The 21,211-nt window shown below is 60.8% G+C and carries 23 protein-coding genes; 12 read left to right on the plus strand and 11 right to left on the minus strand.

The window, feature by feature from the left end; genetic code table 11:
- Positions 1-106: 106 nt before the first annotated feature.
- From ACHZBF_RS17745 to ACHZBF_RS17765, 5 genes are all read right to left on the minus strand, one after another.
- Positions 107-913, minus strand: a complete 807-nt coding sequence (locus tag ACHZBF_RS17745; RefSeq protein WP_321529164.1) for a TIGR04211 family SH3 domain-containing protein — start codon at positions 911-913, stop codon at positions 107-109.
- On the minus strand, positions 910-2,943 hold the full coding sequence (gene prlC, locus ACHZBF_RS17750; protein ID WP_321529165.1) for an oligopeptidase A: 2,034 nt from the start codon (positions 2,941-2,943) through the stop codon (positions 910-912). The genes ACHZBF_RS17745 and prlC overlap by 4 nt, the downstream gene beginning before the upstream one ends.
- 108 nt (positions 2,944-3,051) lie before the next feature.
- Positions 3,052-4,008 (minus strand): GIDE domain-containing protein, encoded by a 957-nt coding sequence (locus tag ACHZBF_RS17755; protein ID WP_321529166.1) that lies wholly within the window; start codon positions 4,006-4,008, stop codon positions 3,052-3,054.
- Complete coding sequence (locus ACHZBF_RS17760) at positions 4,005-4,580, minus strand: LemA family protein (protein ID WP_029134827.1); 576 nt, start codon at positions 4,578-4,580, stop codon at positions 4,005-4,007. Before ACHZBF_RS17760 ends, ACHZBF_RS17755 begins: the two co-directional genes overlap by 4 nt.
- A 205-nt stretch (positions 4,581-4,785) precedes the next feature.
- Positions 4,786-5,262, minus strand: a complete 477-nt coding sequence (locus ACHZBF_RS17765; protein ID WP_321529167.1) for a hypothetical protein — start codon at positions 5,260-5,262, stop codon at positions 4,786-4,788.
- 150 nt (positions 5,263-5,412) lie between these two features.
- On the opposite strand from ACHZBF_RS17765, the gene ACHZBF_RS17770 reads away from it, so the two are divergent.
- Positions 5,413-5,946 (plus strand): gamma carbonic anhydrase family protein, encoded by a 534-nt coding sequence (locus ACHZBF_RS17770; RefSeq protein WP_273440434.1) that lies wholly within the window; start codon positions 5,413-5,415, stop codon positions 5,944-5,946.
- Between the two features lie 134 nt (positions 5,947-6,080).
- Here ACHZBF_RS17770 and aroE read toward each other — a convergent pair whose 3' ends face one another.
- The gene (gene aroE, locus ACHZBF_RS17775; protein WP_029134830.1) at positions 6,081-6,893 is read right to left on the minus strand and encodes a shikimate dehydrogenase; all 813 of its coding nucleotides are present in this window, start codon (positions 6,891-6,893) and stop codon (positions 6,081-6,083) included.
- Between the two features lie 60 nt (positions 6,894-6,953).
- The gene (hemB, locus tag ACHZBF_RS17780; RefSeq protein WP_029134831.1) at positions 6,954-7,967 is read right to left on the minus strand and encodes a porphobilinogen synthase; all 1,014 of its coding nucleotides are present in this window, start codon (positions 7,965-7,967) and stop codon (positions 6,954-6,956) included.
- 156 nt (positions 7,968-8,123) lie between these two features.
- Between hemB and ACHZBF_RS17785 the strand changes: the two genes are divergently transcribed.
- On the plus strand, positions 8,124-8,465 hold the full coding sequence (locus tag ACHZBF_RS17785; RefSeq protein WP_029134832.1) for a thioredoxin family protein: 342 nt from the start codon (positions 8,124-8,126) through the stop codon (positions 8,463-8,465).
- Positions 8,466-8,734: 269 nt separating this feature from the next.
- Positions 8,735-9,394, plus strand: coding sequence for an MlaC/ttg2D family ABC transporter substrate-binding protein (locus tag ACHZBF_RS17790; protein WP_273440437.1), 660 nt, complete (start codon positions 8,735-8,737; stop codon positions 9,392-9,394).
- A gap of 421 nt (positions 9,395-9,815) precedes the next feature.
- On the opposite strand, the gene tsaC is transcribed toward ACHZBF_RS17790, so the two are convergent.
- Both tsaC and purE read right to left on the minus strand, forming a co-directional pair.
- On the minus strand, positions 9,816-10,382 hold the full coding sequence (gene tsaC, locus ACHZBF_RS17795) for an L-threonylcarbamoyladenylate synthase type 1 TsaC (RefSeq protein ID WP_321529168.1): 567 nt from the start codon (positions 10,380-10,382) through the stop codon (positions 9,816-9,818).
- A 12-nt stretch (positions 10,383-10,394) separates the two neighbouring features.
- Positions 10,395-10,895, minus strand: a complete 501-nt coding sequence (gene purE, locus ACHZBF_RS17800) for a 5-(carboxyamino)imidazole ribonucleotide mutase (protein WP_029134834.1) — start codon at positions 10,893-10,895, stop codon at positions 10,395-10,397.
- Between the two features lie 209 nt (positions 10,896-11,104).
- Between purE and ACHZBF_RS17805 the strand changes: the two genes are divergently transcribed.
- From ACHZBF_RS17805 to ACHZBF_RS17825, 5 genes are all read left to right on the plus strand, one after another.
- Entirely contained in the window at positions 11,105-12,820 is a 1,716-nt protein-coding gene (locus ACHZBF_RS17805; protein WP_245621797.1) for a tetrathionate reductase family octaheme c-type cytochrome, read from the plus strand.
- A 5-nt stretch (positions 12,821-12,825) separates the two neighbouring features.
- A complete protein-coding gene (locus ACHZBF_RS17810; RefSeq protein ID WP_029134836.1) occupies positions 12,826-13,491 on the plus strand; it encodes a cytochrome b/b6 domain-containing protein in 666 nt (221 codons plus the stop codon).
- Between the two features lie 198 nt (positions 13,492-13,689).
- A complete protein-coding gene (locus ACHZBF_RS17815; RefSeq protein ID WP_037376129.1) occupies positions 13,690-14,064 on the plus strand; it encodes a VOC family protein in 375 nt (124 codons plus the stop codon).
- A gap of 25 nt (positions 14,065-14,089) precedes the next feature.
- Complete coding sequence (locus ACHZBF_RS17820; RefSeq protein ID WP_321529169.1) at positions 14,090-14,752, plus strand: 2OG-Fe(II) oxygenase family protein; 663 nt, start codon at positions 14,090-14,092, stop codon at positions 14,750-14,752.
- Between the two features lie 171 nt (positions 14,753-14,923).
- Positions 14,924-15,847, plus strand: coding sequence for an MBL fold metallo-hydrolase (locus tag ACHZBF_RS17825; protein ID WP_273440441.1), 924 nt, complete (start codon positions 14,924-14,926; stop codon positions 15,845-15,847).
- A 19-nt stretch (positions 15,848-15,866) separates the two neighbouring features.
- Here ACHZBF_RS17825 and ACHZBF_RS17830 read toward each other — a convergent pair whose 3' ends face one another.
- Positions 15,867-16,718, minus strand: a complete 852-nt coding sequence (locus ACHZBF_RS17830) for a DNA ligase (RefSeq protein ID WP_321529170.1) — start codon at positions 16,716-16,718, stop codon at positions 15,867-15,869.
- 305 nt (positions 16,719-17,023) lie between these two features.
- On the opposite strand from ACHZBF_RS17830, the gene ACHZBF_RS17835 reads away from it, so the two are divergent.
- The 4 genes from ACHZBF_RS17835 (at position 17,024) to ACHZBF_RS17850 (ending at position 20,207) form a co-directional block, all read left to right on the plus strand.
- A complete protein-coding gene (locus tag ACHZBF_RS17835) occupies positions 17,024-17,563 on the plus strand; it encodes a thioredoxin family protein (protein WP_084610272.1) in 540 nt (179 codons plus the stop codon).
- Between the two features lie 16 nt (positions 17,564-17,579).
- Positions 17,580-18,884: a TolC family protein gene (locus ACHZBF_RS17840; protein WP_051302683.1), complete on the plus strand. Its 1,305-nt coding sequence runs from the start codon at positions 17,580-17,582 to the stop codon at positions 18,882-18,884.
- Positions 18,881-19,648: an efflux RND transporter periplasmic adaptor subunit gene (locus tag ACHZBF_RS17845; protein ID WP_321529171.1), complete on the plus strand. Its 768-nt coding sequence runs from the start codon at positions 18,881-18,883 to the stop codon at positions 19,646-19,648. Before ACHZBF_RS17840 ends, ACHZBF_RS17845 begins: the two co-directional genes overlap by 4 nt.
- A 136-nt stretch (positions 19,649-19,784) precedes the next feature.
- Complete coding sequence (locus ACHZBF_RS17850; protein WP_029134849.1) at positions 19,785-20,207, plus strand: DUF4399 domain-containing protein; 423 nt, start codon at positions 19,785-19,787, stop codon at positions 20,205-20,207.
- On the opposite strand, the gene ACHZBF_RS17855 is transcribed toward ACHZBF_RS17850, so the two are convergent.
- On the minus strand, positions 20,194-21,207 hold the full coding sequence (locus tag ACHZBF_RS17855; RefSeq protein WP_321529172.1) for a TIR domain-containing protein: 1,014 nt from the start codon (positions 21,205-21,207) through the stop codon (positions 20,194-20,196). The genes ACHZBF_RS17850 and ACHZBF_RS17855 overlap by 14 nt on opposite strands.
- Positions 21,208-21,211: the final 4 nt, after the last annotated feature.

Raw genomic sequence — 21,211 nt, forward strand, 5'->3', positions numbered from 1 at the left:
TTGTTGCAAAAATCAACCTGTAGGAGCGGCGCCTCGCTGCGAAATCAGCCTGGGCGGGCCTCCTACAGGGTGCCATGCCGGACTCCGACCCCAGCGTCTTGGGCTGTCAGATACGGAAGCCGCCATAGCGTTTTGCCAGGCGGTAGTTTTTGAACGCCACGCCACCGATAAAGCTGAACAACATGGCCAGCAGCAACAGAGGCAGTTCCCAGGCCTTGAAGCCACTTGAGGGCTCCTCGGTCGCTGTCGTTGTTTCCATTGCGCCGGCGAGCCGGGCGATCTGTTGCAGGCGCTGTTCGAGCTGCCGGTTGACCTGTTGGGCGGTTTCCAGTGCGCTGCTCTCCCGGGTCAGCTCCGCCTCACTCGAGGCGGTCTCCGCCAGCTGCTGCTCCAGTTCGACAATACGCTGGGCCAGCGCTTCACTGTCATTGCCGGCGCCGTTGTCGGTGGGCCGTTCATTTTTCAGCAGGGCGTTTTCCGCCTGGGCGTCTGCCAGCTGCCGTTTCAACGCGTTTAGTTCCGGGTCATCCCTGCTGCCGTTCCCGCCGGGCTGCTCCTTTCCCAGCGCCTTGAGCTGGCGCTCGGCATCGCGCAGCTGTTGCTGCAACTGGCTGTTCTTTGCCTGCAGCTCCAGCAGCATGATACGGGCCGGTTTCTCGTCGGTGATGAAGCGGCTCTCCACCCAGCCCTCGCTGCCGTCACCCAGTCGTACCCGGGTAAAATCACCGCGCTTTTCCAGTCGCTCCAGCGGGGTGTCGCTGGGTAGTACCCGGGTGGGCTTTCCGGTGCTGTCCGGGTCGGGGTAGAGGCCGGCCAGCAGCTTGTCGGTGATGCGTGCCCCCTGGGCCATGCCGACTAATACCAAACTTATCAGCAGGGTCAGCAGCAAGCCATTCCATCCGCTTCCCTTCATGTGCTGATGCCGCTGTGGCGCAACAGGGCTTCGATCTGCGGCTCGCGACCGCGGAAGGCGACGAACAGCTCCATGGCATCCTTGGAGCCACCCTGTTCCAGGATGTTGTGCAAAAATGCTTGTCCGGTCGCCCGGTCGAAAATGCCGTGTTCCTCGAACAGGGAGAAGGCGTCGGCGGAGAGCACCTCGGCCCACTTGTAGCTGTAGTAGCCGGCCGCGTAACCGCCGGCGAAGATGTGCGAAAAGCCGTGGGCGAAGCGGTTGAACGGGGGCGGGATGATTACCGCCACCTGATCGCGCACTTCGCCGAGGATCTGATAGATCCGGCCACCCTGTTGCGGGTCGTACTCGCGGTGCATGCGGAAGTCGAACAGGCTGAACTCCAGTTGCCGCACCATCTGCATGCCGGACTGAAAATTCTTCGCCGCCATCATCTTTTCATACAGCACCTGGGGCAGCGGCTCGCCGCTCTCATAGTGGGCGGCGAACAGGTCCAGCGCCTCGCGCTCCCAGCACCAGTTCTCCATGAACTGGCTGGGTAGCTCCACAGCGTCCCAGGCGACGCCGTTAATGCCGGCCACTCCCGGATAGTCGACCCGGGTCAGCAGATGATGCAGGCCGTGGCCGAACTCGTGGAACAGGGTCTCCACCTCGTCATGGGTGAACAGGGCCGGCTTGTCGCCGACCGGTGGCGAGAAATTGCACACCAGGTAGGCGACCGGTATCTGGTCGCAGCTGGGGGTGAACATGCGCACGATGCACTCGTCCATCCAGGCGCCACCGCGCTTGTTCTGGCGGGCATAGAGATCGAGATAGAACTGGCCCTGCAGCTGGCCGTCGGTATCGCGGATCTCGAAGAAGCGCACCGTGGGGTGCCAGCCTTCAAATTCCGCGACCTCACTGATCTTGATGCCATAGAGTTTATGTACCACCGCGAACAGGCCGTTGAGCACCCGGTCCTCCGGGAAATAGGGTTTCAGCTCTTCCTGGGTGATGGCGTAGCGGTGCTGGCGCAGTTTCTCGCCGTAGTAGCCGATGTCCCAAGCCTCCAGCTCTGTCACGCCGTGCTGCTCGCGGGCGAAGTCGGTGAGCTCCGTCAGCTCCTTCTGTGCCTGGGGGCGGGAACGCTCTGCCAGATCGGTTAGAAACTCGATCACCCGGTCGGTACCGGGCGCCATTTTGCGCGCCATGGAGCGCTCGGCGTAGTTGTCGAAGCCGAGGACCTGCGACTGCTCATGGCGTAGCCGCAGGATCTGCTCCATCACCGCGCTGTTGTCCCACTGCCCGGCATGTGGTCCCTGGTCCGAGGCGCGGGTGGCGTAGGCCTCGTACAGTTCCCGGCGCAGTGCCCGGTTGTCGGCATAGGTCATCACCGGCATGTAGGAGGGGAAGTCGAGGGTCAGTAGCCAGCCGTTTTCGCCGCGCTGTTCGGCGGTCTGCTTGGCCAGGCCCAGGGCGCTCTCCGGCAGGCCGGCCAGCTCGGTCGCATCGGCGATCAGCTTGCTCCAGGCGTTGGTGGCGTCCAGCACGTTCTCGCTGTACTTGCTGGTCAGACTGGAGAGCTCCTGGCTGATCTCCTTGAAACGCTGCTTTTTGTCGGCCGGCAGGTCGACACCGGAGAGGTGGAAGTCGCGCAGGGCGTTTTCCAGCAGCTTGCGCTGCGCGCCGTCCAGTGTGGCGTCGTTCTCATACACGGATTTGTAGGCATCGCAGAGCGCGGCGTTCTGGCCCATCTCGGTGCCGTAGTCGGAGAGTTTTGGCAGGCAGGCGTTATAGGCCTGGCGCAGCGCGTCGCTGTTGAGCACCGAGTTGAGATGGCTGACCGGGGACCAGGTGCGGTTGATACGGTCCTCCATGATTTCCAGTGGTTCCACCAGGTTGGCCCAGGTGAAGGGTGGTGTCTGAGCCAGCAGTCTCTCGGTCAGGGCGCGGCTCTCGGCCAGCAGTTGGTCCATGGCCGGCTCCACATGCTCGGCGCGTATTTTGCTGAAGGGAGGCAGTCCCTCCAGGTGCAGCAGGGGGTTATCCATGGTGTGCAGGTTCTCCAATGAGTACGGCTTTGGGTGGTTATTCTGACATAAATCCACCCACGGGGTGAGTGTGGTGCCCGCCGCCCACGGGGCGCTCTGTCAGACGAACTATTGGACCGGGCGCAGGCTGAGCAACCAGATGGCAGCACTGCCGGCAAAGAAAAACAGCGCGATGGCACCGAACGCCTTGAGCCGAAAACGCCGCACCAATTCAAAATCGGCCAGGGTGGAGAGCAGGAAGGGGTGGCGGCTGGAGTTGGGCGAGCGCAGCGTGTGCTGCACCAAATGGCGCTGCTGTTCGGCATGGGCCAGGCGTGCCTGGGTCTGTGCCGTCTGGCGTACCATATCCCACTCGCGCGTATCGATCTGACCATCGCGGTTCAGGTCGAAGCGGGCCAGCAGCTGCGCCCGGTCCTGTTTCCATTCGCGCAGCAGACCCCGCATCCACTCACTCTGGCTCTGCCGGTGATCCAGATCATCCAGGCTCTTGAACAGGCCGATGGCATAGAGCCGGTCGCCGGGGTAGAGGCGCTCTTCGGTATAGCGGTAACGTCCACTGCCGATCTCCTGGCTGAGGAATCGGGCCAGCTTCAGCAGTGGTGTCTGTTTCACCCGCTGCCGGCCGGGTGCGCGATTCACCGGGTAGCGCTCACTGCCATACCAGACACTGCGGTCGCTGGGGGTTACCTCGGCCCCCTCGGGATCGATCAGGCAGTGACCGGTCTCATCCTCCAGCAGGAACAGGGCGTCGCTGGTATCGCTCTCCACCGTGCGCCAGTTCTTGTCGCCGCTTTTCTCGATCTTATAGCGGTACCAGCAACAGTCGATACCGGTCAGTGGGGCAAACACCGGTTCACCCGCCATCAATCGGGCGTTGCCCACCAACTCCACATAGCCCTGATGGGCGGAGCGGATCCTCGCCGTGGGCGCATCCTCGATCAGACGGGCGCGACCCAGCCAGCGAAAGGCGTAATAGAGACCGGCCAGGGCGGCAACAGTACAGAACAGTTGCAGCGCCCAGAACTCAAAGTGAGATAGATGGATAAACTGTTCGCTCAGGCTCATCCGTTGAACAGGGATTTCAGGTCCACATCCTGTTTCTCCTCGGCGGAGAACTCTAGCAGCTCGGCGGCCTTGAAATTGAACATCCGGGCAATGATCAGGTCCGGGAACTGCTCGATGCGAACATTGTTGTTATTGACGCTCTCGTTGTAGAACTCGCGGCGGTCGGCAATGCTGTTCTCCAGGCCGGAGATGCGGCTCTGCAGGTGCTGGAAGGTCTCGTTGGCCTTCAGCTCGGGATAGGCCTCGGCCACCGCGAACAGGTTGCCCAGTCCCAGGCGCAGCTGGTTCTCCGCGCCACCCAGGGCACCGATATCGCCCTGCTCCCGGGCACTGGAGACGGCGGCCCGCGCCTGCATTACCCGCTCCAGGGTCTCCTGCTCATACTGCATGTACTGCTTGCAGGTCTCGACCAGCTTGGGCAGTTCGTCGTGGCGCTGTTTCATCAGCACATCGATATTGGCCCACGCCTTGGTGACGCCGTGTTTCAGATTGACCAGGCCGTTGTAGATGGCGATGCCATAGAAGGCGATGACGACTAGAATCCCCAGCGTGACAAATGTACCTATCTCCATAGTGGCTCTCCAGATGAGCGTTTTTTGTTATGCGGTCACTATACTATCCGCAGTCTGTTGGAAAATGCGCGGCCGAATTGAAAAGGGGTGCATTGGCTCACTTCCAGCTACATGCTATTTCACCCGCCACGGCGGCAGATGTTGGGTGCGCCTGGTACTGTGTCGGCCGGGGCGCTGAATGCTTTACAGGGGGTGCGGAGCGCTACTATTCCCGTGTCAGCCGCTTGTCTATGCGCTTGCCCAGAAAGCAACCCAGCAGCAGTTTGGAACGCTCCGCGATGGAGGCCTCACTGAGGCGCCGCTCCCGCAGCAGCAGCCGATCCATCAGGAAGGACTCCTGGTAGAGGATGTTCTCGACCGGCGGACTGTAGGGGGTGTCAATGGTGATGCGGGCGATACGCCCCAGGTTGATGCCCCGGCCGTCGTCCAGCAGGATCAGGTGCGGGGCCAGTCCCCGGGCCGGGTCGGGACGCGGGAACTCCAGTACGTCAATCAGTTCGAACGGGGTGTCCGAATAGCGGATGCCCATATGGATATCCTCCGGCTTCAGCTCCACCAGATAGATCTCGCTACCGATCGACCGCCGTAACCGCTCCACCTGCTGGCTGTAGTCGGCCGAGGGCCAGATCCGTTCCCGTTCCTGCCTCTCGAACGCCATCCCACGGCAGTTGTCCCGCTCCATTCAGCCTCCGCCTGACATCAGTTTTACTGAACAGCATAGCTGTTTTGGATCAACGGCTAAAGTGCCGTTCAGCCGCCAAGGTTTTGTTCCGGCAGCAGACCCAGTAGACTACCCGCTCCGCGCAACTGAAGCCCGCAACAGGAGATCCTCATGTCCAATATCCGCCCCTTCGACGGCATGGTACCCAAACTGGGTGAATCGGTCTGGGTTGATCCGAGTGCGGTGGTCATCGGCGATGTGGAGATTGGCGACCAGGCCTCGATCTGGCCGATGACAGCGGTACGCGGTGACGTCAACAGCATCCGCATCGGTGAGCGCACCAATATCCAGGACGGCAGTGTGCTGCATGTCACTCACGCCAACCCGGCCTCGCCGGGCGGACACGCCCTGACCATTGGCAATGATGTGACGGCGGGACACAAGGTGCTGCTGCACGGCTGTACCATCGGCGATCGTTGCCTGATCGGCATGGGCTCGATCGTGATGGACGGGGCGGTGCTGGAGTCCGACATTATCCTGGCGGCCGGTAGCCTGGTCACCGAGGGGAAGCGGCTGGAAAGCGGATATCTCTGGTGCGGCTCGCCCGCCAAGCGGCTGCGCAAACTGACCGACGAGGAGCTGGCCTTTCTGCCCTATGTGGCGGGCCACTATGTCAAGCTGGCGGAGAAATACCGCGCCGGCTGATGTTTCGGTGGTGAGGTAATATTTCGTCGAATCCGTAGGGTGGATGCGCCGATGCTTATCCACCCTACAACTTTCCATCCGCTTCCGCCGCTTCCTCGGTCGAGTCGTTTCCCGAGGTCGGCCAACGGACGTATTCAGCGCAGACTGGCGATCACCGGAGCGGTGTCGGGACGCACCCCGCGCCACAGGAGGAAGGATTCGGCGGCCTGCTCCACCAGCATGCCCAGGCCATCCAGCGCCTTGCCGGCCCGGTGACGCTGGCCCCAGCGCACGAAGGCGGTGGGTTCGCTGGCGTACACCATGTCGTAGGTCCAGCCGCCGGCTGTCAGGATACCGCTGGGTAGCGGCGGCACCTCGCCCTGCAGACCGGCCGCCGTGCCGTTAATGATCAGATCAAACCGGTCACCCTCCAGTTCATCCAGCCCACAGCCCCGTATCGGACCCAGGGGTTGCAACGTGGCGGCCAGCCGGCGCGCCTTGTCGGCGGTGCGGTTGGCGATCACCAACTGTTCCGGGCCGCACTCCAGTAGCGGTCGCACCACCCCTTTCGAGGCACCCCCGGCCCCCAGCAGCAGGATACGGCAGCCGCTCAGCAGATAGCCGTGATTGACACTCAGGTCCCGTACCAGCCCGGCGCCGTCGGTGTTGTCACCGCGCAGGCGTCCAGCGTCCAGTGGGACCAGGGTGTTGACCGCCCCGGCGCTCCCGGCGCGGGGCGTGCGTTCATCCGCCAGCGCCCAGGCCTGCTCCTTGAACGGGACGGTGACATTGAGTCCACGCCCGCCGCCGGCGAAGAACTTCCGCACATCTTTGTCGAATCCATCCAGGCGGCCAAGCAGTCGCTCATAGGTCAGGTCCATGCCGGTCTGTTCGGCAAAGGCCCGGTGGATCAGTGGCGATTTGCTGTGTTCGATGGGGTTGCCGATGACGGCGTATCTATCGGTCATGGTCTGGTTCTGCGTTGGAAAAGGGGGGGCGGCGTCAGGCCCGACACCGCCCCCAGATGGTTATTCCGCCAGCCACTCGGCCGCCGTTTTGGCGAAGTAGGTGAGGATGCCGTCGGCGCCTGCCCGCTTGAAGCAGAGCAGTGATTCCAGCACCACCGCCCGCTCATCCAGCCAGCCGTTCATCGAGGCCGCCTTGAGCATGGCGTATTCGCCGCTCACCTGATAGGCGAAGGTGGGTACGCCAAAGTTCTCCTTTACCCGACGCACGATATCCAGATAGGGCATGCCCGGCTTCACCATCACCATGTCGGCGCCCTCATTCAGGTCCAGTTCCACCTCGCGCAGCGCCTCGTCGGAGTTGGCCGGGTCCATCTGGTAGGTGTATTTGTTACCGCCGCCCAGATTGGCTGCCGAGCCCACGGCGTCGCGGAACGGGCCATAGAAGCTGGAGGCGTACTTGGCCGAGTAGGCAAGGATGCGGGTATGGATATGGCCGGCCGACTCCAGCGCCGTGCGCACCTCGCCGATGCGCCCGTCCATCATATCGGAGGGAGCCACCACGTCGGCGCCGGCAGCGGCATGGGAGATGGCCTGGCGCACCAGTACCTCCACCGTCTCGTCATTCATCACGTAACCCGATTTGTCCAGCAGGCCGTCCTGGCCGTGGGTGGTGAAGGGGTCGAGCGCCACGTCGGTTATCACCCCCAGATCGGGCAGGGCGTCCTTCAGCGCCCGCACCGCACGTTGGGCCAAGCCATCCGGGTTGAATGCCTCCCGCGCATCCAGCGACTTGGCGCTCTGGGGGGTGACCGGAAACAGCGCCATGGCGGGAATGCCCAGTGCGGCCGCCTGCCTGGCCTCCTTGACCAGCAGGTCGATACTCATGCGCTCCACGCCGGGCATGGAGGTCACCGGCTCCCGCTCACCGCTCCCTTCCAGGACGAACACCGGGTAGATAAAGTCAGCCGGAGTCAGTCCGTTTTCGCGCATCAGGCGGCGGGAAAAGTCATCCCGGCGCATGCGGCGGGGACGGGCGGCGGGATAGCGGGCGGATAGGGCGGTTTTACTCTGCATGGGTGAAGCTCCATCGTACAGCCGGTTGAAGGGTCTGGATATGCTGAACAGTCCCATACGATACCGCACCACCCTGCGCGGCTCCACTCAGAGTTGTCCGGATGTGCTATCTTTCCCGGGTTTTTGTCAGCAGATCGGTGGTACGTGGAGTCGGGTATGCAAAAGTCACCCTATATATTTGATGTGGATGTCGAGGGGTTTGACCAGCAGGTGCTGGAGGCGTCGGAAAAGCGGCCGATCCTGGTGGATTTCTGGGCCGAGTGGTGTTCTCCCTGCCTGGCTCTGGCGCCCGCTCTGGAGCGGGTGATAGACGAGCGTGCGGGGGAGGTGTTGCTGGCCAAGGTGGAGGTGGATGACAACATGAAACTGGCCGGTCATTTCCGCCTGCGGGGTTTCCCCACGGTAATCCTGTTTTATCGGAAACAGGAGTTGGGCCGTTTCAGTGGGGCGCGAGCCGTCCACTGGATTGATGAGTGGATTGATCAGCATCTGGGCTAAAAATTCCCGGGGCGGATTGCGATAATCCGGCTTTCTGAAAAATCCTACAGCTCTCTCGGGATAGTTGTGCAGGGGTGTTGGGGGCTACGGCTTACACTCTTCCCGTGGTAGTCGGCGCCTATCCGAAGCCAATTCTTTTTTCCGGAAAACGGCCCGGACACGCTCAAGAAAGTCAACGGATGTCCGCTACAGACTAGGTTGCCCACTTATCGGGACAGATTCTAATTAACCCTGGAAAGGGATCAACAGGGCCTACGGAGACAATAACCATGGGAAAAACAGCTCTGATTTCAGTTGCACGTCGTCAGTTTATTCTGTTGATGTTGCTTGTCTGCCTGCCACTCACTGTTGCCGCGACAGAGTTGGCCGGACCTCAGCAGGTGATTCAGCGTATCTCGGATCAACTGCAGCAGATTCTGATGAATAACCAGGAGCGGATGCTGGAGGATCCGGCATTTGTCTATCAACTGGCCAATGAGGTGCTGATTCCCCATGTGGATTTCGGACATGTATCCAGCCTGGTGCTGGGAAAATACTGGCGCCGGGCCACGGATGAGCAGAAACAGGCGTTTTCTCTTCAGTTCCAGCGCCTGCTGGTCAGGACTTACTCCACTGCCTTCAAGGAATTCCAGGGTTGGGAGATCAGCTACACCCCACTGCGCATGAATGAAGGGGACAGTGACGTGTCGGTACATACCCAGGTGAAGCGCACGGGTGCGCCGCCGGTGGATGTGGTCTATCGCATGCACATCCAGGACGGTGACTGGAAGGCGTATGACGTAAAGATCGAGGGGATCAGCCTGATCACCAATTACCGCTCCAGCTTTGCCAGAGAGGTGCGTCGCAGCGGTATGCACGGCCTGATCCAGCGAATTACCGAGCTCAACGACAACCGGGTAAAACAGGTGGCTGACAATAGTGCAATCTGAAGATTTGGACCTTGCACAAACAGCAGAAAGTCAAAAAAACGCCTACAGTTTTATCAAGGATAGTCGCTATAACCAGTGAAGGTTTTGAAGATCGTCTCCAGGCTGAACCCAATGTTGCAAAGGGTACATCGTCGCATTAAGGGGGCTGTCATTTCAGCTCCTCAATGCAACTCCTCCGGCGCTTAAAACGGCGCTTTCGGGCTCATCCCCTTCCCAGATGAGTCCGTTTTTTTTTGTCTGTCCCGGTGACCTGCCGCATGAAGGGTGGCCTTTTTGTAGGAACGGCTGGCCGCCGGAGTGGGTTTGATCTGTAGGAGGCCCGCCCCGGGCCGAATTCGCGGCGAGGGCGCCGCTCCTACCAGACCACTCATCCGCGACATATTGTCCCTGACTTGGTGGGGCGTGATGCCCCTATGCGATATTAACCGCGAATGATCCGGCCGGTGGCGCCGTCCCGGATGGTCGAGGGGGCGCGACTTTTTCCCAGCGGCGCATGGATGATGCAGTCCACGTGATTGCCCAGTCGCAGGCGCACCTGCAGCGCGGACCGGGCCGGATGCTGGCCGCTGCGGTTGGCGCTGGTGGACACGATGGGGGATTCGCAGGCCCGACACAGGGCAGCCGCCAGCGGATGGGCGGTGACCCTGACGGCGAGGGTGGCATGAATACCGGTCAGCCAATATGGCAGATGGTCGGCGGCCGGCAGCAGCCAGGTGTTGGGTCCCGGCCAGCTGGCAAAGATCCGGTTCATCAATGGCTCGGCCAGGGGTTTGATGAAGGGGCGGAGCTGGTTGAAATCGGAAGCGATCAGAATCACGCCCTTTGCAATCGGCCGCTGCTTCAATTTCAGCAGTCTCTCCATCGCCTGCCCATTCAGGGGGTCGCAACCCAGGCCAAAGACCGCCTCGGTGGGGTAAGCGATGAGGCCGCCGCTGCGGACACAGCGTGCGGCCTCGCGCAGTTTCCAGGGGATGGTCGGATGGCTCATCCGTCGCCTGGTCTAGAGGGATGCCTGCAGTTTGGCGTCTTTCTCTATAACTCCGGCTGCGTTGGCCTCGCGGTCTGCCCTGATCCTGGTTGCCAGATCGGGGTCCGACAGTGCCAGAATCTGTGCCGCCAGATAGCCTGCATTCTTGGCGCCGGCCTTGCCCACCGCCACGGTGGCTACCGGAATGCCGCCGGGCATCTGTACGGTGGAGAGCAGTGCATCCATGCCCTGTAGCGGGCCGGCGTCCAGCGGGATGCCGATCACCGGTTTCAGGGTCAGGCCGGCCACGGTGCCGGCCAGGTGGGCTGCCAGTCCGGCGGCGCAGATAAAGGCGGCACAGCCCCGGGTGTCGGCGTCCTTCACGTAGCTGTGGGTGACGTCCGGGGTGCGGTGCGCCGAGGTGATTTTTGCCTCAAACGGGATGCCGAGGGACTTGAGAACATCCATCGTAGACTGAAGAACCGGCAGGTCCGAGTCGGATCCCATCAGAACTGCGATAAAAGGTTTGCTCATGGTTCACTACCCAAAATCAATTAAAAACGAGCAAGCAACGATACCGGATTTTATTTTGCCAGGCTACGCCCCAACTCGATTTGTCAGGTAGAAAAGAATCACATTCTTTATGAATTATCAATGCATCGAACAGGGTTTCTCTGTTCATATAGGAAAAATAGTGCAGGAGCTGGCTTCCTGCACTGGCTGATAAATCAAAGGAAGTGTCGATGATGTATGCGAACAAGCGATTAGTCGATCCGGCGGCCTGGTTGCTGGCGTTGCTGTTTCCCACTTTGCTTATCCTGGCGGATGCCCATGCGGCGGCGGAGATCGAGCGGGGTATTAACGAATATGCCGATACCAGCCAGTCTCACCTGAAGTCGCCGGATGACCCTCCGGCCGTGGTCCGGGTCAGCAGTTCCACCGCCGATCACGCGGAGTTCAAGGAGCTGCAGGGACCCTTCGGCAGTGGTCCGGAGGTGACCAAGGCGTGCCTGGGCTGCCATAACGAGGCGGGTCATCAGTTTATGAAAGGCATTCACTGGACCTGGGAATACCAGCATCCGGTGACCGGCCAGACTCTGGGCAAGAAGCACCTGGTCAACAATTTCTGCACCAATGCTCGGGGCAACGAGGGGATGTGTGCCCAGTGTCACGCCGGTTATGGCTGGAAGGACGACAGCTTCGATTTCAGCGATCAGGGCAACATCGACTGTCTGGTCTGTCATGACGCCACCGGCAGCTATTACCGGACCCCCAACTCCCAGGGTAATGCCGCCTGCTCCGTCATGTTCGAGGGCAAGCAGCCAATTGATTGGGCCAAGGTGGCGCAGAGCGTGGCCCTGCCCGACCGCTCGAACTGCGGCACCTGCCACTTTTATGGGGGCGGTGGCGACGGGGTCAAGCATGGTGATATGGATTCATCGCTGAAGCATCCGGACAAGGCCCTGGATGTGCACATGGACGCCCAGGGCCTCAATTTCAGCTGTACCGAGTGTCACCAGGGGGAGGGACACCAGTGGTCCGGCAGTCGCTACAACATGGATGCCAAGGACAGTGAGGGCACCGGCAAGCCGGGACAGCGTCGTCAGGTGGCCACTTGTGAAAGCTGCCACGGCGACACCCCCCATCCGGGCAACAACCTGAAAGCGGTCAAGCTTAACGGGCATACCGACCGGGTCGCCTGCCAGACCTGCCATATCCCCACCTTTGCGCGTGGCGGTGTCGCCACCAAGACCGACTGGGACTGGCGAACCGCCGGCAAGTTGAAGGACGGTGAAGGCTTCAAGCTGAAGGAGTACACCCAGGGCAACGGCGAACACCGCGCCACCTACAAATCGATTAAGGGTGATTTTAAATACGGTGAAAACCTGAAGCCCAGCTACGCCTGGTTTGACGGTGTGATGAACTACACCACCATCGACACGAAATTCGACCCGCAAGCGGGCCCGGTAAAAATCAACAGCTTCAACGGTGCCTACGATGACCCGGCATCCCGCATCTGGCCGTTCAAGCAGATGCACACCACCCAGCCCTACGACAAGGGCAACAACACCCTGGTCTACATGCACCTGTGGGGCGACGATCCGGACTCTTTCTGGGGCAACTACGATTTCGGCCGCGCCATCAAGGTGGGCATGGAGAGGAACGGCAAACCCTACTCCGGGGAGCACGGTTTTATCGACACTGTCTCCTATTGGCCCATCACCCACATGGTGGCCCCCAAGGAGCAGGCGCTGGCCTGCGCCGAGTGCCACGCCAAAGAGGGTCGCCTGAGTGAGCTGAACGGCTTCTACATGCCGGGACGTGACGGCTTCGGCTGGCTCGACATACTCGGCTATATGGCCGTGATCGGTGCGTTGTTGGTGGCGCTTGGACACGGCATGGTGAGGATTGTGATGTGCAAGAAGCGGGTCACCGAACATTGCAAGGACGGGGAGTAATCGACATGGCAAAACGAGAGAAACATGCAGTAACCATCTATACCCGTTATGAACGCTTCTGGCACTGGACCCAGGCCCTGCTGATTTTCCTGCTGGCGTTCACCGGTTTCGGCCTGCACGGTACCCACCATCTGCTGCCGTTTTCCAAGGCGGTGATGCTGCACACCTTCGCTGCCATTGCACTGATCCTGCTGTGGATCTTTACCACATTCTGGAATTTCACCACCGGCAACTGGCGCCAGTTCCTGCCCAACACCAAAGGGTTGTTCGCGGTCATCCGCTACTACGCCTGGGGTATCCTGTTTGGTGAGGATCATCCCCACAAAAAGACCCTGCGGCGCAAACAGAATGCCCTGCAGGGGCTGGCCTATCTCACCTTCATGGTGCTGATTGGTCCGGCGCTCTGGCTCACCGGCATTATTTACCTGCTGTACGATCTCTGGAACGAGATCCCCGGCGCTGCCAATGGCCTGTTCGTGGTCGCCTTTCTGCATACCGCAGCGGCGTTCCTGATGGTCACCTTCGTCATTATCCACATCTACATGACCACCACCGGCAAGACCCCGCTGCACTACATCAAGACCATGATCAGCGGCGTCGAGCGCGTCGAGTTGACCGAGGTGGAGCGCGCCTATCTGGCCGAGGAGCATCCGGAACGGCTGAAGGAGTAACGGATGGGCGTGTATCGGTAGTGATTGATGCGGTTCACCGATACAAGCCGGGTGCCAGCTCTCCCTTACGATGGTCGCACCCGTAGGGCGCCCCGTGGGCGCCATCGATCGATTCGGTTAACAGCCATGGGCCGAGTCATCGGCCCGCCTGCTACGGACTATGCTTAAGAAGCAGTCTGTCAGTTAGAGGTGATGGCGATGGATAACACCGATCAGCGGCCCCCGCTCTGGGTGGGTCATATTTTCCTGGCGACCAACCGGCTGGCTCAGACCGCCGGGTTCATGCGGCAGATTGGTATGCGCCCGGTGACCCAGGGCGATGAATACGCGGTTTTTGAACTGCGCGGCGGTACTCACCTGGTCCTCTCTCTGGTAAAACAGCTCACCCCGGCCGAGGCCGATTTTGATCTGATGGTGGATGACCTGGAGGCGACTCATCGCCGGTTTGCCGAACTCGGACTGAATCCCTCACCCATCGAGCCGGGTAAAATCCATGCCAGCTTCAATATCCAGGAGCCGGCCGGCAACCGCATTCGGGTACTCTCCAGTCACGTGGGGAAGAATCCGGTATAACCCCCGGGGGCATCCGGAGGGGCGCATGAAAGAAGGCCCAGGGATCAAAAATCGGCTGCCAGCCTGGATGGCGAAGGTGGAACAGCTCGGCCTGTTCCCGACTCCGGTCTGGACATTCCATCTGACCACGGAGGCCCGGGAGCGGATAAGCGGCGAGCTTGTCCCGCTGCTCGACCGGCTCCGCCCCGCGCCCGCGGAACGGGCAACGGACCGGGGTTGGCAGTCGCCACAGGATCTGCACCGGCAGCAGGAGTGCGCCACCCTGATAGGCTGCATCAATGAGAGTATTGCCAGTGTCCTGCGCTATCTGAAGATTGGCTATGACGTGTTCGAGATCACCGGTTGCTGGGCCAACGTGAACCCTCCGGGCGCGGCCCACCGCAGCCACAGCCACCCCAACAACTACCTCAGTGGCGTCTATTATCTGCGCGTCCCCGCGGGTGCCGACACCATCAACTTCCACGATCCCCGGGTACAGACCGCTATCATCCGTCCACCTGTCACAGCGCTGACCGCCGCCAATACCGATCAGGTCGTGGTGCGGGTGGAACCCGGGAGCCTGTTGCTCTTTCCCGCCTGGCTGGAACACTCGGTCGATGCCAACGGCAGTGACAGCGAGCGTATCAGTATCAGCTTCAACATGATGTTTTCCGCCTTTGCCGAACAGCTGGGCAAGCCCTTGTGGTGAATGGCGGGAGCGGATTTCCCAGGCAGGTTGCCAATACATCATGTCCCGGTCATGCCAACCAGCCCCGCCACTGTTTTCTCTGTTTGGGCGTGGCTTGACTGGACACCCTTGGCGTGTACAAATGGATCGACCCATACCCGGGTGTAGTCAGTAAAAGGTCAAAAAAATTATATGAAGATTATCCGTATCCTCCTCCCAGTCATGCTGTTCATGTTAACCAGCCCGTCAAGCGCGGCGGATGACTTGGCACTGCAGAAGATTGCCGACAATGTCTATGCAATTGTCGGTGAGCTGGGGAACCGCACACCGGAGAACCTGGGCAACAATGCCACCTTTGGCTTTGTCGTCACCGCGGCCGGTGTTGTGCTGATCGACTCCGGCGGTACCTTCCAGGGGGCGCAGCGACTCCATCGGGTGATCAAGAGTGTCACCGATAAACCCGTTGTCACGGTGATCAACAGCGGCGGTCAGGACCACCGCTGGATGGGTAACGGTTATTTCAAACAGCAGGGCGCCCAGGTCCTGGCCAGTGCGGATGCGGTGGCTGACCAGCGGGCCCGCAGTCGGGACCAGTTCATCCTGCTGGGCAACCTGGTCGGCCAGGAGGGGCTGGCGGGAACCGAGGCGAATTATGCAGACCAGACCTTCGGCGATAAAACCCGGTTTGAGACCGGTGGCGTGGTGTTTGAAATCTACCATGCCGGGCAGGCGCACACGCCGGGTGACAGCTATATCTGGCTGCCCGAACAGCAGGTGATGTTCACCGGCGATATCGTCTATACCGAGCGCATGCTGGGCGTGGGCGGCCAGTCCAACAGCAAAAGCTGGATCAAGGTCTATGAATCCATGGCGGCCTTTGCACCCGATGTGGTAGTGCCCGGCCATGGCCACCCCACCACACTCGAAAAGGCTGATGCAGATACCTACGGCTACCTGAAGTTCTTACGCAACAGCGTGGCGGAGTTTTTTGGCAACGGCGGGGACATTTCAAAAATCGGTACCGTCGACCAGTCCCGCTACAATTACCTGCTCAATTTTGAAACCCTGGCGGGAAGAAACGCCCAACAGGTATACACCGAGCTGGAATGGGAGTAGCTGGGAGGCGAATAACCCTCTAGCGGGCCACGCCGCGAATGCGCCAGAACACCGGAAAACGCGGCTTGCCATGGCGGGTCCAGCCGTGGTGCTTAAAGGTAATGGTGCTGCCGATAGAAGGCGGGTCGCGCCGTTCGGCATCACTCAATCCCGAGCCGACGGCAAAGCGGGTGCCGTCCGGCAGTTCCACTTTGAGTGAACCCACCATCCCTGTGTACTTACCCTTGCCGGGGTTGTAACCCACCACCTTTGCCTCGGTGTCGTCAAAGCGCTTGTACTTGCGCAGATGCTCGCTGCGTCCCGACTGGTAGGGGGAGGCGGCAGCGCGCAGCATGACCCCCTCGCCATCCTGCGCCTCAATGGTATCCAGCACCTGTTCCAAATGCGGCCGTCCCGTACAGCGGGTCTGTGTTGCAATCCTGACGGAGGAAGGTGGCTGTTGCGCCAACCACTGCTCGATCACCTTAATGCGCTCCTCAAATGGCCCCGCCTGTCCCGGCGCATCGAAAATCAGGTAGCGGACCTCCTTCCAGCCTGGCCCGGGTTTGCGGTCACGCACGGTCGCCAGCGTCACCGCGAAGCGGCCACGCCCGGCCCATAGCTCACCGTCAACCGGGAATGGCGGCAGGCTGGTACGGAAAGTTACCGGTAGCGCAAGGGCCTCACCGCCCCGGCTCAGCATCCGCGTGCCGTCCCAGTAGCCGCGCACCCCGTCGTACTTCTCGCTCAGCCACCAGCCGGTTGGGTCATCGCCTGGATTCCACACCGTCGCCAGCATCAGTTTGGGCGCATCAGCGCTGACAGGACTGCCGGGAAAGAACAGACCAATCAGGCACAGCATTAAAAAAGAGAAATGAAGAGAGAGTCTCATGGCGTAACAAGCTCCTTTTGTTGCGCAATGTAGCAATGGGTGAATTTTATGCGGTATCCGGAACCACATCGCGCACGGTAACGCGGTGTGGTAGTTGTTTCAATACGCGCCCCCACGTGGGGGGGCGACACGCGGCTTTGGTGATTCCGGGGAGGCCAATTGGTGAAAACCACTATCTCTTGGCAGCGGATCAGCGGATATACTGCGGCCATGTCCTCACGGTTGCTGGGTGTTTTGCGTTCCAGCGGGCGAGGGGTGACGGATAACTAGAAAAGTGTGACAGCGGTTAAGGAGGAGGTGTGACGATGCGACCTGTGCAACGGTTCGGTCTGGGCCTGGTGCTCTCCCTGGTAATGCTGGTGGTCCAGGGTGGTGTACCGCGCGATCCCGGCAATTTCTTCGATCAGACTCTGGGTGATTTCCGCGAGGAGCTGGAGACGGCCCGACAGAGCGGCAAGAAGGCCGTCCTGATCATGTTCGAGATGGATGAGTGTCCCTTCTGCCACCGCATGAAGCAGACAGTGCTGAATCAACCGGAGATCCAGGATTACTTCAAACAGCACTTCCTGGTGTTGAGCGTCGACATCGAGGGTGATGTGGAAATCACCGACTTCAAGGGCGATGTCACCACCGAGAAGGATTTCGCCTTCAAGGGCAACCGGGTGCGGGCAACCCCGGTGTTCGCTTTTTTTGATCTTAATGGCGACCCGATCAAGGGAGCCCGCTACACCGGTGCCACCAAGGGGCCGGAGGAGTTCCGCTGGTTTGGCGAATACGTGGTGGATGAGGTGTTCCGGGAGATGAGTTTCACCCGCTACAAGCGTGCTCGATTGCAAACCCAATGAACGGCGGAAATCGATAATGAAGAGACGGATACGCAGCCGGCTGTGGCCGCTGGCGTTGTTGCTGGCGCCGGTGCTGAATGCCGAGGAGGCGCGGCTGCCGGAGCCATTGACTCTGGAGTACGCCCTGGCGCTGGCTGATGAGGCGCATCCTGCGCTGGCACTGCAGCAGGCGAGGGTGGATGAGAGTCTTGCGCTGCAAGAGTTGAGCGAGTCTGAGGATGGCTGGAATGTCGGTCTTACTGGTTCATTACGCGCGGTACATCCCTCCCATCGTGCCCTCGAGAGTAGTAGTAACGACAGCAGCCTGCGCCTGAAAATGCGTAAGCGGCTGTACGACTTTGGCCACAGCGAAGCGACCCGGGAGGCATCTGATGCCGCGCTGGCTGGCAGCCGCTGGTCCTATCTGGAGGTACGCCAGCAGCGTCGCCTGGAGATCATGCGTGACTATTTCGACGTGTTGCTGTCGGACCTGGAGTACAACCGCGATAACGAAGCAATGACCATGGGTTATCTGCACTGGGACAAGGCCCGGCAGCGCAATGAGCAGGGACAGCTTTCCGATATCGAGGTGCTGGAGCTGGAGAGTATTTTCCAGCAGCGGCGCACCGAATGGCAGCGCAGCAGGAACCGGCAGCGCGCCAGCCGACTGAAGCTGGCCATCAGCCTGAACCATCCGCAACAACTCTCCGGTACCCTGGTCCGTCCACCCCTGCAGCTGGAACGCGAGCTGCCCGAGGTGGCTACCCTGACCGAAGAGGTGCTGAACAACAACCCGCGTCTGCGCGCCCTGCGCCGTCAGGTGGCCGCGGCCCAGGCCGGCGTGCGTGCGGCGAAAACCGATCATGGGCCGACCATACATGGTGAGCTGGAGGCAGCAGCCTATAACCGGGTCACCAGCACCCGTGACCCGCTGGCCGCAGCCCTGGTGATCGAGGTGCCGCTGTTCAGCAGCGGGTATGATGCCGCGCTGGCCGGGCAGATTGCCCGCCTGCATCAACGGCAGGCGTTGCTGGCCAGCGGCGAGCTGGAGCTGCGCCAGGCGGTACTCGATCTGTGGCTGGAGATCCAGGTGCTGCAGAACCGGCAGAAGGAGCTGGCGGTCCTGGGCGCTTACCGCGATCTCTACATCGACCGCAGCCGGGCCCTGTACGAGTTGGAGGTGAAATCGGACCTGGGTGATGCACAGGCGCAGATATCCGACTACCAGTTGCAGCAGGCGCAGGCCGATTACGCGCTGGCCATGGCCTGGGCCAATCTTGATGCCCTGCGCGGTCAGCTGATCAAACCCGAGGCAATGATCGAAGAGGAAAAACCACAATGAAGCGGATACTGCTAGTGCTGGTGATGTTGTCGTTTCACTCCGCTGCGGTAGCGGAAACCCTGCGCGCCAGCCTGGACTGGAGCCAGCGGGTCACCCTGGGGCTGAGCGTTTCGGGGGTGATCGCCCGTGTCGCCGTGCAACCCGGTCAACGGGTCGAGAAAGGCCAGCTTCTGGTGGCGCTGGATGACCAGCACCTGCGTGCACGCATTGCCCGTGCCGAGGCCGAATTGGAGGAGGCGCGGCAGAGCCGGGAGGAGGGCGTGCGGGAGCTGCAACGGGCCACCGAACTGTATGACCGCACGGTGCTGTCGGACCATGACCTGCAACTGGCCCAGATCGGCGAGGCGCGGGCCAGGGCTGCCTGGCACAGGGCGCAGGCCGATCTGGCCGAGGCGCGCGTGCTGTTGCAGCAGAGCCGTATCCCGGCACCCTTTGCCGGGTTGGTGGTCGCGGTGACCGCTCAGCCAGGGCAGGCGGTGATAAGTAGGTTGCGCGCCGAGCCCCTGGTCGAGCTGGCACAGGACAGTCCGCTGCTGGCCCGGGCTGCGGTCAGCGCCGAACAGGCGGCTCGTTTGACACAAGACAGCGTTGTTCAGGTTGAAATCGGTGGTCGGCAGCTGGATGCCAGGTTACGCCATATCGGACTGGAGCCACTGAAGGTTGACCAGACTGGGCCGCTGTATGAACTGCAGGTGCTGTTTGATCGCCCCGATGCCTTCAGCGCCAGGGCTGGCCTGCCGGCACTGATCCATGTGTCGGAATAACGCTATCGATTGACACACTTTTTCCAGGTAATTGGCGTCCGTTTCCCCGTCTATTATCAATCTGTGTATCCCACATCTGCATTGCCGGCCTCGCCGTGCAATGCAATGTCTAGTGTGTGGCATTCAAGGAGCGATTATGAACAGGCATCACCTCTCACTGCTGCTGTTACTGTTGTTGATCACCACCCCCGTGCTTGCGGAGATGGCACGCACGCCCTCGCCGGAGGACGCTTCGGTCTATATCATTTCACCGGCTGACGGTGACACGGTACCGAGTACATTCACCGTGCATTTCGGCCTGAAAGGGATGGGCGTCGCACCTGCGGGCATCGACAAGGAGAACACCGGTCATCATCACCTGCTGGTGGACGGCAAGGCGATGCCAATGATGGACCAGCCGCTGGGTACGGATATCAAGCACTTTGGCGGTGGACAGACCCAGACGGAACTGACCCTCACCCCCGGCCAGCACACGCTGCAACTGATCCTCGGGGACAAGGCGCATGTCCCGCATGATCCGCCAGTGGCGTCGGAAGTGATCACCATCACCGTGCAGTAGCACCGCCATCGGCCGGTTGGCCGCACTGGATGCAGAACCGGTTGCCGGCAACCAGTTCGGTGCCGCAGTGGATGCAGAATCTGAGCCGAGCGCCCTGTGGTAGCGGTGTGTCCGGTGAAATGTTCTTGTTGAGAGCCTCAATCAGCAGATCAACGCCATTATGAAAAAAGGGCTCGCCGGGTATGGGGATGGCGTTGAGATAGGCCAGCAGCTGCAGGCTCTCCGGCAACTCGTCCGCATCGGGCATGGTGCTGTTTTTTACCAGTACCGGGATGATCGGGATCGCTTTGTTCAGGGCGGTTTCGATCTCCATCCGAAGCGGATCCGTGGCCAGTTCCAGGCGGCGTTCGCCCTTGGGATTTTTTGCGTTCAGCCACTGGTTGCCGATAATCGCCACCAGCACGTGGCAGTGGTCGATGGTGTTGCTGATATGTTCGCGGAAATCGACCCCGGCCGGTATGGAGTCGACATCCCGAAAGATGGTCTCCTTGCCAAACTCACTGATCAGACGGTCACAGATTCTGCCGGTGATTTCCCGACTGTCTTCGCGCCGATAGGAGACGAAAATACTACCTGAGCACTTTTTCCGTGCCACACCGGCTGGCGGAGTGGTGACGGGCGCCGCCGCCCGTGGGGGTGGCGATGGCGGTTGGTCCGCGGTTGCTTCCACATAGAGATACTGGCCAGGCTTGATCACTGAGTTGATGGATTTTTCAATTCCTTTCAGACTGAAAATCTCTTTCAGATTTTCCGGTGAGCGGTCCCCGCAAACCAGTTCAAGGGTCTGATTCGGCGCCAGGTGGATCTGCAGCGGCTGACTTTTATAGAGGTCCAGCTTGATGCCGATAAGATGGGGACCGGCAGGCACCTTGAACTGTTTGGTCTGGCCCGACTTGATCTTGCCGACCGGCTGGTTGTCCAGGGTGATGGTGAACTGCCGGAGCTGGTTGGAGCTGGTTTTGTTACGACGCAGGGTGATGAAGGCTGGCGGATTGTTCATCGGT

Origin of the sequence: Sedimenticola selenatireducens, assembly GCF_963675335.2 — a bacterium.
Lineage (GTDB): Bacteria > Pseudomonadota > Gammaproteobacteria > Chromatiales > Chromatiaceae > Sedimenticola > Sedimenticola selenatireducens.